The organism is Bacillus sp. AY18-3 (assembly GCF_008042305.1).
Taxonomy (GTDB): domain Bacteria; phylum Bacillota; class Bacilli; order Bacillales; family Bacillaceae_G; genus Bacillus_A; species Bacillus_A wiedmannii.
Genome location: NZ_QKQR01000013.1, coordinates 1 through 14,319, shown reverse-complemented (window position 1 = coordinate 14,319; position 14,319 = coordinate 1). Strand labels below are relative to the sequence as shown.

Below are 14,319 nucleotides of genomic sequence, written 5' to 3'. Positions count from 1 at the left end.
ATATGTGCAACTTCTTACTAGTATAAGAAGGGTGCATTAAAAGTATCTGTTAAGGTGTCCAGAGAAAATTAGGAAACCGAAACATACAACGTGGAACGTAATTACAATCGCAAGGACGTGTGTAAATTTATTGTTTGGCCAAAACTTATGCTTCTTGTTTTTTCGCTCGAAAATATCGAATAAAATAAACAGTGCGGCATGATAAAGACCATAAATAATGTATTGATACACATGCTCACCAGTAATATGCCATATTCCCATGATGAAAAAGTTTAAAAATGCACCGATATACGAAATTGTGTAACGGTTTTTAATTAACTTTTTCTTCGTTGCAAAAAAGACGAAACGCATGTAAATAAAATCACGGAACCAGAATGATAAGGTCATGTGCCAGCGATTCCAGAAGTCTTTAATGTTACGACTAATGAATGGTTTATTAAAGTTTTCTGGAATTTTAATTCCCATCATATAACTTACACCAATTACAAATGAGCTATAACCAGCGAAGTCAAAGAATAAATATAAGCTATAGCTATACATGTAAATCATATTTGATAGGATTGTATCTTGCTGAGCGAATGCCGGATCCATAAAATATTGCTTTATTAAGTAAGCGATAATAAATTTATACAAGAAACCTTGGAAAATACGGTTTAGCCCTGTATATAGTAAATTTTGATATTCTTCTGCACTAGGTGGCTTTTGAATATCTTTTTGGAATCTGCGGTAACGATCGATAGGTCCCGTTGAGATAGCTGGGAAGAATAAAATGAATTCCCAAAAATTAAAGAAGGAAAGTTCTTTAATTAAGTTATCACGAACTTCAAATACCATTTGTACTGCTCTAAATGTTACATAGGACATTCCTAAAAATACAACAAACTTTAGCTCAGGTACAAACGGTGCAATTTTTGCTAAAACGAGCGGTAAAATCGACAAAATAACAGCCATACAAAACATGAATGTACTATTATTTTGTTTTCTTAAAATTAAATAGCCTTTAATAAGGGCATATTGCCAAATAATAAATGCGGCTAACATAATCGCTTGCTTCGGTTTATCCGAGAAGATAATAACGAGCATTACTAATGTTAAAACGGCATTATATTTACGCAACATTTTACCTTTTAGTCCAGCTATGATAGTAGGTATTAATAAAATGCCCACTATAGCGAAAAAATAAAATGATCCATATGCGGTCATGCTGTAACCTCACTCAATAATTTTTTGCGATCTACCTTTCCATTTGGTGTCATTGGAATAGAAGATTGATACATGAATTTACGTGGAATCATGTAGTTTGGTAATCGCTCATTGAGTTCTTTTTTAATTGCAGATGTTAATTTGAATTCTTTTTCAAATGAATGTTCGCCAGGAATAACAACCGCTAATAAATAATCGTATTTCTCACCTTTTTTAATTGGAACGATAACTGCTCCTTCTACGTAAGAACACGCACGAAGGTGATGCTCAATTTCTTCTAATTCCATTCGATAACCATGCAGCTTAATTTGGAAATCAAGACGACCATTATAGAATAGAAGACCATTTTCAACATAGCCAGCATCGCCTGTTTTGTAGGCGCGCTCACCGTCAATCATAGTAAATGCTTTTTCTGTTAATTCAGGGCTTCCTAAATATCCAACACTTACGCTTGGACCGACAATTACGATTTCACCTTTTTCACCATCAGGTGCAATGGTGCCATCTTCTTTCATAATAAGAAGGCGGCAATCTGATTTACAGTAGCCAACTGGAAGTGATTTGTATTGATCAAGCACTTCTTCTGTAACGTGAATACCTGTTACAGCGACAGTAGCTTCTGTTGGACCGTACGTATTCATAATTGTCGCTTTCGGGAAACGCTCAATTAATTTTCTAGCTACTTCATTTGGTAACACTTCACCGCAGAATAAGAATGTTTTCATGTTCGGTAGCATACTCTCAGAGAAAGATGCTTCCATTAAACACATCTCTGCGAAAGATGGTGTTGAAGTCCATACTTGTATATCCGATTGCTCTAAAGAAGCAAACAAGTCTTTTGGACGTGCAATCATATCTTTATCGATTGCCCAAAGTGTACCACCTGTTACTAATGATGGGTAAATATCCATGACAGATAAATCGAATGAGAAAGGTGCTTGGTTTAAGAATACTTGTCCTGTTTGTAAGTTGAAATCTTCTACAGCCCATTTTGTAAAGCTTACAAGGCAGTTATAAGTAATCTGAACCCCTTTCGGATTACCTGTGCTTCCTGATGTGTAAATAATGTAGAAGTTCTCATCACCTTTTACCGCATGTTCAGGATTTGGAGTGTTCCCTTTATGAGTAAAGAAAATATCTTTTAAGTTGTCTTCACTTACAATGCGAACTGGTAAATCAGTTACAGTTACTTCAGTTCCTGATAAAAGTAGTTTCGCACCAGAATTTTCAGCGATACGTTGTACACGATCAGCTGGGATAGATAAATCTACAGGAATATAAGCGTGTCCAGCTTTTACACATCCTAAAAAGTTAATAATCATTTCAGGTTGCATATGGCCATACACCATAATTGGTGAACGATCATCTGGATACTCAGAAGAAATCCAATGTGCTAACGCATCAGAATCTTCCTTTAATTGTTTGTACGTAATTTTCGCATCTCGCCAAACAAAAGCAGTTTGATCAGGCGTTTCAATAGCCCACTTTTCAATTTGTTCTAATAACTTCATAACGTTCCCACCCTAAAATTCGTTGTAAATAAATGTACTTGTGTTTGTATCATGGAATCCATACAACCAAAGCAATGCAAATAAAATTGCAAGGTAATAAACCGTCTTTGCAACCCATTGTGTGAGTGGTCGAGACCATATCTCTTTTAATCTTTCCATGTCTTTCCCTCTCTTAATGAAATGATAGCTCTTTGTAGGTATCATGTCCTACATTATTGTGAAAAAAACAAAATTCCACATTTTAGGTAAAAATAAGTCAAAAGGCTCTTTTCTGATATTAGCACTAAATACTAAAAAAGAAAATCCCTAACTTAGCAATTATATTACATTCAGCATGAATTTGTAATGGGTTTGACATGTAAATAGGAAGTGGATTGTGTGAATGTATAAAAGTGGTCTGGGAGAATGTATAGAAATGTAATATTTGTTTGAGTTTTTCATAGTTAATATATGAATTGTTAAAGTTTCATAAGAGGAGGAATTTCTGATGAAGAGGATGTGGAAGGATCTTATTTCAGAAGAAAACATTATTAAGTGGAGACAGCATTTTCATAAATATCCGGAATTATCATTTCATGAAAAAGAAACTTCACAATTTATATATGATACATTATGTTCATTTTCTTCTTTTGAAGTAACGAGACCGACGAAGTATAGTGTACTAGCAATTAAAAGAGGGACGGGACAAGGGAAAGTAGTTGCGATTCGAGCTGATATAGATGCTTTACCAATTCAAGAGGAGACAAGGAAATCTTATACGTCTGTGAATAAAGGAATGATGCATGCATGTGGGCATGATGCTCACGCAGCTATTTTGTTAAGTACAGCAGAGGTGCTATCAAATATAAAGGAAGATTTCGTAGGTGAGATTCGTCTCTTCTTTCAGCACGCAGAAGAGGTGTATCCTGGCGGGGGACAAGAAATGGTTGAGGCAGGCGTGATGGATGGTGTTGATTATGTAATAGGTTTACATGTTATGTCTGGATTGGAGAGCGGGAAAATCGGAATTGCGTATGGACCGATGATGGCGGCACCGGACGTATTTACAGTTGAAATTCAAGGGAAAGGAGGGCATGCGGCGAGGCCAGAAGAAACGATAGATCCTATTGCTATCGGAGCGCAGATTATTACAAATTTACAACATATCGTATCAAGAAATACAAGTGCTTTCATGCAAAGAGTTGTTTCAGTTACGCAGTTTCATGGGGGAATGGCTGATAATATTATTCCTAATGCAGCAACTTTAATGGGAACTGTGCGTTCTTTTAATCAAGCGTTAAGAATAGAAGCAGAAGAGAAAATTGAGCAAATCGTGAAAGGAATTACAAAAGCGCATGGAGGGAAGTATACATATACGTATCGATATGGATATGATCCGGTTATTAATGATGAATATATTACGAAAGTAGTAGAAGAAAGTGCACTACATTTGTTTGGGAATGAGCGTGTTGTGAAGCTTGAACCTTCTATGGGAGGAGAAGATTTTTCAGCATATTTAAGAAAAGCACCGGGTTGCTTCATTAAATTGGGGACGGGGAATGAAAAGATAGATACTTGTTATCCACATCATCATCCAAAATTTGATGTAGATGAAGCAGCTTTAATTTATGGAGTGGAATTATTTCTAGAGACAGCGATAAGATTGTTAAAATCGTAAAAAAGTATAAAAAAAGGCAACTGCGCTCTATCGCAGTTGCTTTTATTTCTTTCCGTCAGAGAGGGCTGAGAAAGAACTATGCTCATTTATAGTATATGAATAGCTAACGGACAAGCTTGTACATTTTAATCATTTTTTTAAAAATAGTTATTGACATTGATAATCACTGTCAATTAATCTAAGGGTAGTTGAAATTGATAATTATTATCAATAGGATGGATGCGACATGTTAATGAGAAAAAAATTTCACCTTCTGCGGAGGGGATTAAAAGATAAAAATAAAGATGTTGATCAGCATATGGAATGGCAACGAAATGTAAGTCGATCTGAATATGTAGATGAGAAGAGTACACTTCCAACAGAAAAAGAGATACAAGGTAAAAGGAGAGATTCAGTTGAGTAAGTTAGTAATGATATTTGCAAGTATGAGTGGAAATACAGAGGAAATGGCTGATCATATTGCGGGTGCAATTCGTGAAACAGAAAATGAAATTGAAGTGATCGATATTATGGATTCACCAGAGGCTTCTATACTAGAACAGTATGATGGAATTATTTTAGGTGCTTACACTTGGGGAGATGGTGACCTTCCTGATGATTTCTTAGATTTTTATGACGCAATGGATTCTATTGATTTAAATGGGAAAAAAGCAGCAGTATTCGGATCATGTGATTCGGCTTATCCGAAATACGGCGTGGCGGTTGACATTTTAATAGAAAAGCTACAAGAGCGCGGAGCTGCAGTTGTGTTAGAAGGACTAAAAGTAGAATTAACGCCAGAAGATGAAGATGTAGAAAAATGTTTACAGTTTGGAGCTGAATTTGTAAAACACCTTTCTTAATGGCAGAAGGGAGATGGAGAGCAAGTGCATGAGAAAATCGCAATCAAAACGATGACAGATTATCATTTGTATGATTTTATGCGTTGCCCGCATAAATTTTATTTTCGTCATATAAAAAGAAGAGAACCTTCTTCGTTTGAATGGCAACAAATCGCACAAATGATTGTGAATCGAATTATTAACGAATATTACACACTACCTGCGGGCCAACAAACGAAAATTGTACTTTTAATATTAATAGAAAAGTATTGGAAAAAAGTAAGGGTTAATATGTTTGCTTCGAAGGCGGAGTATTATATTGTGTTAGCGAAGCTAACAGATCACTTATTACAGTTTGGTGAAAGAGATGATAGTCAGACACCGCCGTTATTTTTGTATGAAAAATTTCAAACATATATGGAAGAGTTAGGTGTCCACATGTCATTGACATTAGAAGTTGGTGAGTGGAGTACTGAGTCGTTTGTAATTAAAAAGTATGTTGTCGATGCGGATGAGGAAATGCTTGCTCTTTGTCAAAAGTTAATGACAGTATTCAGTTATAAAGCTTTCGGCATTCTTCCAGGAAAAATTGAAGTTATTAATTTAATAGAAGGAACTAAGTATGAGTACATTCCGAAACAGGAAGATATTATAACTGGCATGGCTGATTTATCTAGAATGAAAGAAATGTTGCAACAACCTGAGCATTATACAGAGCGTCATTTTCGTTCTGAGTGTATGAGTTGTGCGTTTCGTAGTGAATGCCAAAGGGAAGAAGTAAAGAAAGAAGCGAAGCAGAAGAAAAATATCGTACATTAAAGGATGCAATTTTGCATCCTTTTTTGTTATTGACATGAAAAGCTTTTCATCATTTACCGTATATTTGTAGCAGATTTTAATAAAGGGAGGAATAATCAATGAAAGATGAAACGAAAGTATTTCAATGGTTAAAAGAACAGAATGCTCCTTTTGGAATTCAACTGCAAATTTTACAAGCGTTTCAACTGTATCAAATTATTGTTGAAATGGATAAAAAGTTAATGATGTATGAAGAGAGAGAATATCGGGAGAGAATTTAATCTCGGCCCTGTAGTATTACTTTCAGTTTTTCTGTACCTGCTAGAAATTCAAGTTCATTCTTTGTTTCAAAGTTATAAATCATATTATGTAATAAAGGACTGTATTGATAAAAGGTCGTGATGCGATGAATGAGTAATGGATCATGGTGTGAAATAAGCGTACTGTATTGTTCATATACTGATGTAGTAAATTCATGTCCAAAATCATAATATAGCCCAGCAAAATCAAAGGCGGGATCTCCAATTTGAGCATCACCAAAATCGATAATACCTGAAATGGCTTTATTTTGGTGATCAAATAAAATGTGATGATGTGTAAAATCAGCGTGAATAATTGTTTTTTGAAAAGTGGATGTATCGATACATGTAAAGAAATTTTCGAATAAACAATTTAACGCTGATTTCTGGTATGAAGTAAGACTGTTAGTAAGATATTGAGTTAATTTTGTTTGTAGCTCTTTCCAGTAGGTGAGTGTTTTTTCTATAGGAAATTCTAATGCCTTCACACGCTTTAAAGGAATACTATGTAGAGCCGCAAGGAAAGTCGCTAATTGTGTAATAATTACTTCAAGTTCTTTTTTCTCTAGCTTGGTAACTATTTCTTTTTTAAACGGTTCACCATGAATGAGAGTATAGTAACTACAGAGGGGAATAGTATCAGTGTCCTTTTTATAGAATAGGTGATACTTTGGAACCTCGATTTCTTGTAGCAAATGAGAGAGAATTATGCACAGTTCTTTTTCTAAAGGAATTCGCATTGCATATTCTTGTTTTCGTGGGAAACGAAACAGTAGCTCATCATTTACTATAACTGCTACATTATCCCATCCTTCTTCATTTTGTTTATATGAATGTATAGAAAGATTAGGCAAAGCTTCTTTTATATACTGTTTGTAAGAGTCCATAATTGCTCCTCGTTTCTGAATTAAGTTATTCCACTTTATGATATCAGAATTTTCTTTCTATATGTTAAAATATAACTATCATTATGAAGAAGGGCGGGAGTATTACGAAGAAAAGACTATTTATCATTTCTCTATGTATCGCTTTTGGATTGTTTTGGTCATATAAAGAAGAGGTTTTTGCTAGCTTTAAACCGATTAATCAGTACGGATTAAATAATGAATTAAAGAACAAAAGTATAGAAACTTTAACTCATAATGAAATGAAAAAGGTAGGAGAACATTTTGTGACAGAGCAATTATCAGTGTTTGAGCTTAATAATAAAGAAGATGTGAAACGAAAAGGTGAAGTACTATTTGTAAATAGAGGGTATGAACAATTAATAGGAAATTATTATCCAAATCGGTTTCGGGATTTAGAGTATAAATTTACAAACGAGGACATACGTGAAGTGACGGATGAAAGTTTTCTTTATCAAACTGTAGCGTACGTTGCGGGTACTGAAAATGGTAAGAGAAGCGAAATGAAATTGAATTATGAAATAAAAATTGTAAAGGTTAATAATATATTTAAGGTGTTAGAACAAAAACAGTATGTACAATAAAGTGAAACATGAATCAGTGCTACAAATAGCGGATAAAAAAATCCCCCAGTTCTTTGAGGGATTCTAAAGGTTTTCATTTTGTTGACCAAGTTCTTTTTGAGCAATATATAAATTTCCTTGCTCGACTTGTTTCTGTGTAAGAACAGAATTACCTGCATACCCTTTTTCTGTTTTCACAGTTCTTTTTGAACGATTGGAATCTTGTTTCTTCATATATAATATGTCACCTTTCCTTAAAAATAAACGAAAATGATGAGTACGAGTAACACCGCAGCAAAAATGGTAATGCCCATTAAAAACGAGGTGTTTTTATATTTAGGTGGCTTATGTACATCTTGCCGATATCCAGGTGAAATTTCAGGGGCGAATTCTTCATCGAATGATTGCTTTTTTTCTTTTTCGTCCATATGTATCCACCTTTCTTTTTCATTATGTTATACGTTCAAAGAAAAAATATGCATAAAGAAAACCGCCCCTCTATCGTGAGCGGCGGTTTTCTATTGTATATTTTCTTTGAACTTGAAAGAGACGGACAAGGAGGAAGATAGCGCCAAATGCTAGACCGATAATAAGACCGATCCAATATCCTTTTGCTGCCCAGTCAGTATAAGTTGCTAATATGTAACCGAGAGGGAGACCTATTACCCAGTAAGCGATTAATGTCATAATTAAGGAAACATTTACGTCTTTATAACCACGTAGTGCCCCTTGTACAGGAGTTGCAATTGCATCTGAAATTTGAAATAAAATCGCAAATATAAGAAATTCTTTTGCTAAATGATGAACTTGTATATCTGTCGTATAAATTGAAGCAATTGCATCATCAAAGAAGTAGAGAAGAATTGAATATAATAGGGCGAATGCAAGTGCTAAGCCAATCCCGATAAATCCATATTGTTTTGCGTTATTGTATCGCTTTGCTCCAACTTCAAATCCAACAGCGATGGTCATTGCCATTGCTAAACTTAAAGGAGTCATATATAACAAGGAAGCGAAGTTCATAGCTGCTTGATGAGCAGCGATTGTTGTCGTACTAAAATTACTCATCATAAGTGTCACCGCAGCGAAAATACTCGTTTCAAAAAAGATAGCAAATCCGATAGGGACGCCAAGTTTTAAGAATTCAGTCCAACTTGAAAGAGAAGGACGATATAATTGTTTAAATATATTGAAAGATGCAAAAGGCTCTTTCGTACGAATAATAATAACGGTAATGATTAAAATGCACCAATAGGTTGCTGCAGAAGCAATTGCCGCTCCAACACCACCGAGTTTTGGAAAACCGAAATGACCAAAAATTAATACATAATTTAATACTACGTTAATTGGTAATGATAGTAATGTAATGATCATCGTTGTGCGAGTTTTTCCTAATGCATCAATAAAGCCGCGTAAAACAGTGTAAGTAAATAAAGGGATAATTCCAATTGCAATAATACTTAAAAATTGTGCCGCAATACGTTCCACGGGTTCTTCCAGGCGCATGCCGTTTAAAATAGGTGAAACAGCGAAGAAACCGATAAGGATGACCACGAAACTAGCACAAATTGCTAAATATACTGCTTGTATGACAACTTGGGGAACATCCTCTTTTTTCTTTGATCCAACTAGCTGCGCAACAATTGGAGTAGTAGCCATTAAAATTCCTGTTAATCCGGTACTAACGGGAAGCCATATACTTGTTCCGATAGCAACACCCGCTAAATCAATAGGACTTGCGTGCCCGGACATTGTCGTATCGAAAAAACTCATTGCAAATAATGACATTTGCGTTACGAAAATCGGGAAAAATAGTAATACAAATTGCTTTAATTTTTGTGAGAATGAATTAGTTTCTTTCATAAAATCCCCCTTCCGCTAAAAAAACAAACTCATACTATCATACAATTTAATCAAAAAATAGAAAAGAAATACGCGCATACAACATGTACAATCAATAAAAAAAGGATGCACTTTAAAAGGGGATAAGGTATTATGATAAGGTGTGAAAAATTACATATTTGTTATTAAGGAGGCACTACTCGTGGCTGATTGGTTAATTGGAATAATCATGGGTGCTGTTGAAGGTTTAACAGAGTTTTTACCAGTTTCATCAACAGGACATATGATTTTAACAGGTCATTTACTTGGATTTGACGACGAGAGAGCGAAAGTTTTCGAAGTTGTTATTCAATTGGGATCGATTTTAGCAGTTGTTGTTATATTTTGGAAGCGTCTATGGTCTTTAGTAGGTATTGGGAAAGTAACAGATGGACCATCGTTAAATTTATTACATATTATTATCGGGATGATTCCTGCCGGCGTACTTGGCGTATTGTTCCATAGTGCGATTAAAGAAGTTTTATTTGGGCCAGGCCCAGTTGTCATCAGTTTAGTGGCTGGTGGTATTTTAATGATTGTTGCTGAGAAGTTTTCGAAACCAAGTACAGCAAGAACATTAGATGAAATCACATATAAGCAAGCATTTACAATTGGGATGTTCCAATGTTTAGCGCTTTGGCCAGGATTTTCTCGTTCTGGTTCTACAATAAGTGGTGGTTTATTAGCTCGCGTGTCACATACAGCGGCGGCTGAATATACATTTATTTTAGCAGTACCAATGATGGTAGCTGCAAGTGGTTTAGATTTAATTAAAAGCTGGGATATATTAAGTGCGGCTGATATCCCGTTATTTGCAACAGGATTTATTACAGCATTCGTTGTTGCGATGCTTGCAATTGTTTCATTCTTAAAATTATTAGGTCGTGTAAAACTAACACCGTTCGCTTACTATCGTTTCATTTTAGCTGCGGTATTCTATTTCTTCATTATGTAATAAAAAAACTGCCGAGTTCGGCAGTTTTTTTATTTTACTACTTTTTCCATCATGCTTTCCATTACATGTTCCCAAAGAGAAGTATCATCAGCTAATGTAGCACGGAAATTAGCGTACATTTCTTTTTGTTTCTCTTCGAATGTTGGATCTTCTTTTTCAGGCAATGTAGCGCGCATTGAAGTTACTAACTCTTGTACTTTTGGAGCGCGTGGTCCCCAAACGGCTTGTTCATTTCCATCTTTATCAATGAAAATAAAAATTGGAATGGCACGTGCTGTTGCATTTGTTAAATATTGATCCATTAATTCTAAGTTTTCATCGCGAATTAATAATCTCATATCAATATTTGCAACTTCAGAAATTCGTTTCATAACAGGTACGCATAAAAGAGCGTCACCACACCAATCAGCTGTTAATACGATAACACGCCAGCCATCATTTTGGCGTTCTTCTAATACAGGAAGTAATTCATTTGGAATTGAAAAGTTATTGTAAATGTGCAGTAGCTCATATTGATTTACTTTCATTTCATTCACATATGTATCAAAGGACATACCTTTATCAGCCCATTGTTGTAAGTTCATAAGTAACACCTCTTTAGTATGATTTGTTTTCATTGTACCAATTTTTATATAGAAAAGCTTGCATTCTTACTCTTTCTTGTCACTTAATAATTGATTTAATAGGAAAAGGAATAGTACGACACATAATTCAGTAAGATTGGACAGTTGTACGCTCTCTATCCAATCATCGGCAGTATGAATGACGAACCAATCTAGCGTAATTTCAATGATTGCAAAAAGAGTAATAGCGAGCCAATTTGGCATGTTTTTTGTCATTGGATATAGCAACGCCTTGAGGAAACCGAAGATAAAGAATGTAATACCGTCTAAGAAAGTGATTAATAGAAAAAATAGAAGTAAAGCAGTGCGTGATCTATACTCTATACCTGTAATATGAAAGATTCCTACATAAACAAAGAATATAAATGCAAAAATTATAATGAGAAACAGAATAACAAAACCAATAATCAAAGTCTTATCTTTTAGATTGAGATTAGAAAATTTTTCTTCTTCACTCACTATTCCATCCCCTTTTTCTGGAAAATTAACTTTATTGTATCATGAAATATCTATTAAAAAACTACGAATTGTGGGAAAATAAGGTGACAAAAAGTAAGATTTCATGTAAAATTATTAATAAGGTTTTTATTTAACTAAATGAAATAAAAGGGGCTGTCAAAGTTGTCTCAAAATCGAGAGCAATTAATGGAAGAACTATCGACAAATGTTTTTGCTATGTTCCGCACGTTGCGTAATGATATTGGAAAGATATTTGGTGGTTACATACCGTGGAATGAGTTCATCGTCCTTAGAATATTGAATCGTACGAATAAAGAAATGGTATCACGTGTAGCCAATGAGTTAAATGTGTCGAATAGTCATATTACAGCTGTCACAGAAAAATTAATTAATAAAGGTTTTGTAACTCGTTCACGTTCTACGTCAGATCGCAGAGTTGTATATTTGGAGATTACAGAACAAGGAAAAGATTTAGTTGCAAAAATGGAAGGGGAGAAAAAGAAATATTTACAAGAAAGATTCTCCACGCTTTCAGAAGAAGAAATGAATATAATGATATCAATTTCTAAAAAACTTATTTAATTCATCGCAGGTAAGAAAACGCTTACGTAATAAAGGAGAAGACCTTCCTTATGAGAGGAAGGTCTTCTTTCGTATGTAAAAGATTATAAAAAAGAAAATATGTAACATACTACTAGTAAAGGAAGGGGGCAGACATATGACAAATCGAAATGGTAGTAAAGGGAGCGGAAATCAAGGCTCACCAAAATCAGGACAATTTCAGCAAGAGTTTAGTACTGAATTTGAGACTGGTAATGATAATAAAGGAAAAGAATATCGTTCGAAAAAAGGAAGTAAATCAAAAAAGGAGTGAAATAATTCACTCCTTTTTTGATTTAAGATGCTGCGGATTGATCCGTATTATATTTTTCTTCTGATTTTGCGACGATCATTGCGCAAATTGCATCACCGGAAATATTTACAGCTGTTCTTGACATATCTAAAATGCGATCAATACCGATAATTAAGGCAATACCTTCTACCGGTAGATTTACTTGATTTAAAACCATCGTAAGCATTACAAGTCCAACACCTGGTACACCAGCAGTACCGATACTAGCTAGTACAGCAGTTAATACGACGACAGCTAATTGGGACATAGTAAGCTCAACTCCGTATACTTGAGCGATAAACACAGTTGCTACACCTTGCATAATGGCAGTACCATCCATATTAATTGTTGCACCTAGTGGTTGTACAAAAGAACTTATCGCTTTTGGAACGCCAAGTTTTTCTTGTGCTGTTTTCATTGCAAACGGAAGAGATGCATTAGAGCTAGATGTACTAAACCCAATTGCCATTACCGGTCCGAAATGTTTAAAGAAACGGACAATACTTTCTTTTGCTAATACCTTTAATAATCCGCCATAGACGAAGACGCCGTGAATAATAAGTACTAGCATAACGACAATCATATACTTGAACATCGCAGCGACGCCTGCAAGACCCATTTTACCAACGGATGAAGCGAGCAATCCAAATGTTCCGATTGGAGCTAATTTCATAACGAGATTAACAAGATACATCATTAATTCGTTGCCCTGTTCAAGTAATGAATGGATACCTTGAACCCGTTTTCCTAAAATAGCTATACCGAGTCCGATTAATACGGCAAAGGCAATAATTTGTAACATGTTTCCATCAGCCATCGCTTTTGCTGGGTTATCTGGTACGATATTTAGCAATGTATCGACGAAAGATGTTTCGGTTTTTGCCCCTTCATATTTAAGCCCTTCGGTTTTAAAGTTACCGCCAGATCCTGGTTGTATAATCAGTGCAAATGTAACTGCAATAGAGATGGCAACGGCTGTAGTTACAAGAAAGAATGAAATTGATTTTAAGCCGATTCTTCCAAGTTGTTTCGGGTCTCCAAGCCCAGCAGATCCAAGCACGATAGAAATGAATACAACAGGAACAACTAGCATTTTAATGAGGCGAATAAATAATTGACCAAGTGGATTGAACACATATTGATTTAATGGTTCAAAAATGGATGGTGCAGCTAAATTTAAAGTCAGTCCGACGACTAAACCGAGAAATAATGCGATTAAGATTGCTTTTGTTTGTTTCAATAAAACCCCCCCTTTATTTTTGTGAAATTACTTTCTACATTAATTGTACAGAAAAACCGCCTATTTTGACAGTATTTTCTGAATATTTTGTATGAAAATATGTATTTAAATATAGATTGCTTTTGCTAAAGTAAGCAAAAAAGTTGGGGAATCTAGTTAGAACACAAAGTAGACCATCACATAGGATGGTCTAGGGAAGGGGACAATTTATGTCGATTTAATTAGGGATGGAAGCCATTCAAAGACACTGGGGAATGTCTTATAAATTAGGGAGGAACAGCTTCGATACATATACTATAAAAGTTGGATGTGACCCCCATGTGAACATAGAGTGAAAGAGAGAGGGAGTTTTAAATAAGAGGTAGAGTAAACAAAAAATAAGACCATCGCAAATGATGGCCTAAGGAAGGGGACAATTTATGTCAATTTAATTAGGGATGGAAGTTGTTCAAGACACTGGGGAATGTCTTATAAATTAGGGAGGAACAACTTCGATACATATACTATAAAAG

Annotated in this window: 19 protein-coding genes; 9 read left to right on the top strand and 10 right to left on the bottom strand. The window is 34.9% G+C overall.

What is annotated here, in order from left to right; all coding sequences use genetic code 11:
* Positions 1–36: 36 nt before the first annotated feature.
* The 3 genes from dltB to DM800_RS11580 are packed head-to-tail and all read right to left on the bottom strand — an operon-like array spanning position 37 to position 2,873.
* Entirely contained in the window at positions 37–1,203 is a 1,167-nt protein-coding gene (gene dltB, locus DM800_RS11590; protein ID WP_087984826.1) for a D-alanyl-lipoteichoic acid biosynthesis protein DltB, read from the bottom strand.
* The gene (gene dltA, locus DM800_RS11585; RefSeq protein WP_098147035.1) at positions 1,200–2,714 is read right to left on the bottom strand and encodes a D-alanine--poly(phosphoribitol) ligase subunit DltA; all 1,515 of its coding nucleotides are present in this window, start codon (positions 2,712–2,714) and stop codon (positions 1,200–1,202) included. Before dltA ends, dltB begins: the two co-directional genes overlap by 4 nt.
* A gap of 12 nt (positions 2,715–2,726) precedes the next feature.
* Positions 2,727–2,873 carry a teichoic acid D-Ala incorporation-associated protein DltX gene (locus DM800_RS11580; protein ID WP_000440293.1) on the bottom strand — a complete coding sequence of 49 codons (147 nt, stop codon included), beginning with the start codon at positions 2,871–2,873 and terminating at the stop codon, positions 2,727–2,729.
* A 328-nt stretch (positions 2,874–3,201) separates the two neighbouring features.
* Between DM800_RS11580 and amaA the strand changes: the two genes are divergently transcribed.
* From amaA to DM800_RS29150, 5 genes are all read left to right on the top strand, one after another.
* Positions 3,202–4,371: an N-acyl-aliphatic-L-amino acid amidohydrolase gene (gene amaA / locus DM800_RS11575; protein WP_087984828.1), complete on the top strand. Its 1,170-nt coding sequence runs from the start codon at positions 3,202–3,204 to the stop codon at positions 4,369–4,371.
* A 226-nt stretch (positions 4,372–4,597) separates the two neighbouring features.
* Entirely contained in the window at positions 4,598–4,774 is a 177-nt protein-coding gene (locus tag DM800_RS29155; protein WP_179955672.1) for a hypothetical protein, read from the top strand.
* Positions 4,767–5,213, top strand: coding sequence for a flavodoxin (locus DM800_RS11570; RefSeq protein WP_000041145.1), 447 nt, complete (start codon positions 4,767–4,769; stop codon positions 5,211–5,213). Before DM800_RS29155 ends, DM800_RS11570 begins: the two co-directional genes overlap by 8 nt.
* Before the next feature lie 24 nt (positions 5,214–5,237).
* Positions 5,238–6,011 (top strand): hypothetical protein, encoded by a 774-nt coding sequence (locus tag DM800_RS11565; protein ID WP_087984829.1) that lies wholly within the window; start codon positions 5,238–5,240, stop codon positions 6,009–6,011.
* Positions 6,012–6,109: 98 nt separating this feature from the next.
* Positions 6,110–6,271, top strand: a complete 162-nt coding sequence (locus DM800_RS29150; RefSeq protein WP_046958209.1) for a hypothetical protein — start codon at positions 6,110–6,112, stop codon at positions 6,269–6,271.
* Here DM800_RS29150 and DM800_RS11560 read toward each other — a convergent pair.
* Positions 6,268–7,176: an aminoglycoside phosphotransferase family protein gene (locus DM800_RS11560; protein ID WP_087984830.1), complete on the bottom strand. Its 909-nt coding sequence runs from the start codon at positions 7,174–7,176 to the stop codon at positions 6,268–6,270. The two genes, DM800_RS29150 and DM800_RS11560, sit on opposite strands and share 4 nt — an antisense overlap.
* Before the next feature lie 83 nt (positions 7,177–7,259).
* Here DM800_RS11560 and DM800_RS11555 point away from each other — a divergent pair, with 83 nt between their 5' ends.
* Positions 7,260–7,778 (top strand): biotin transporter BioY, encoded by a 519-nt coding sequence (locus tag DM800_RS11555; RefSeq protein WP_098147033.1) that lies wholly within the window; start codon positions 7,260–7,262, stop codon positions 7,776–7,778.
* Positions 7,779–7,841: 63 nt separating this feature from the next.
* Here the strand turns inward: DM800_RS11555 and DM800_RS29145 are convergent, their stop codons facing one another.
* The 3 genes from DM800_RS29145 to DM800_RS11545 form a co-directional block, all read right to left on the bottom strand.
* Complete coding sequence (locus DM800_RS29145) at positions 7,842–7,991, bottom strand: hypothetical protein (protein WP_087984832.1); 150 nt, start codon at positions 7,989–7,991, stop codon at positions 7,842–7,844.
* A 20-nt stretch (positions 7,992–8,011) separates the two neighbouring features.
* Positions 8,012–8,185, bottom strand: a complete 174-nt coding sequence (locus tag DM800_RS11550) for a hypothetical protein (protein ID WP_000343559.1) — start codon at positions 8,183–8,185, stop codon at positions 8,012–8,014.
* Positions 8,186–8,255: 70 nt separating this feature from the next.
* Entirely contained in the window at positions 8,256–9,620 is a 1,365-nt protein-coding gene (locus DM800_RS11545; RefSeq protein ID WP_087984834.1) for an MATE family efflux transporter, read from the bottom strand.
* Positions 9,621–9,801: 181 nt separating this feature from the next.
* Between DM800_RS11545 and uppP the strand changes: the two genes are divergently transcribed.
* The gene (gene uppP / locus DM800_RS11540; protein ID WP_060489503.1) at positions 9,802–10,593 is read left to right on the top strand and encodes a bacitracin resistance undecaprenyl-diphosphatase; all 792 of its coding nucleotides are present in this window, start codon (positions 9,802–9,804) and stop codon (positions 10,591–10,593) included.
* Positions 10,594–10,622: 29 nt separating this feature from the next.
* On the opposite strand, the gene DM800_RS11535 is transcribed toward uppP, so the two are convergent.
* Together DM800_RS11535 and DM800_RS11530 are read right to left on the bottom strand one after the other, a co-directional pair.
* Positions 10,623–11,210 carry a thioredoxin family protein gene (locus tag DM800_RS11535; protein ID WP_147786880.1) on the bottom strand — a complete coding sequence of 196 codons (588 nt, stop codon included), beginning with the start codon at positions 11,208–11,210 and terminating at the stop codon, positions 10,623–10,625.
* Between the two features lie 33 nt (positions 11,211–11,243).
* Positions 11,244–11,675, bottom strand: a complete 432-nt coding sequence (locus tag DM800_RS11530; protein ID WP_087984835.1) for a YrvL family regulatory protein — start codon at positions 11,673–11,675, stop codon at positions 11,244–11,246.
* Positions 11,676–11,837: 162 nt separating this feature from the next.
* Here DM800_RS11530 and DM800_RS11525 point away from each other — a divergent pair, with 162 nt between their 5' ends.
* Both DM800_RS11525 and DM800_RS11520 read left to right on the top strand, forming a co-directional pair.
* Entirely contained in the window at positions 11,838–12,257 is a 420-nt protein-coding gene (locus DM800_RS11525) for a MarR family winged helix-turn-helix transcriptional regulator (protein ID WP_137035313.1), read from the top strand.
* 136 nt (positions 12,258–12,393) lie between these two features.
* Positions 12,394–12,549, top strand: coding sequence for a hypothetical protein (locus DM800_RS11520; RefSeq protein WP_000184933.1), 156 nt, complete (start codon positions 12,394–12,396; stop codon positions 12,547–12,549).
* A 22-nt stretch (positions 12,550–12,571) separates the two neighbouring features.
* On the opposite strand, the gene DM800_RS11515 is transcribed toward DM800_RS11520, so the two are convergent.
* Complete coding sequence (locus DM800_RS11515; protein ID WP_000814822.1) at positions 12,572–13,807, bottom strand: dicarboxylate/amino acid:cation symporter; 1,236 nt, start codon at positions 13,805–13,807, stop codon at positions 12,572–12,574.
* Positions 13,808–14,319: the final 512 nt, after the last annotated feature.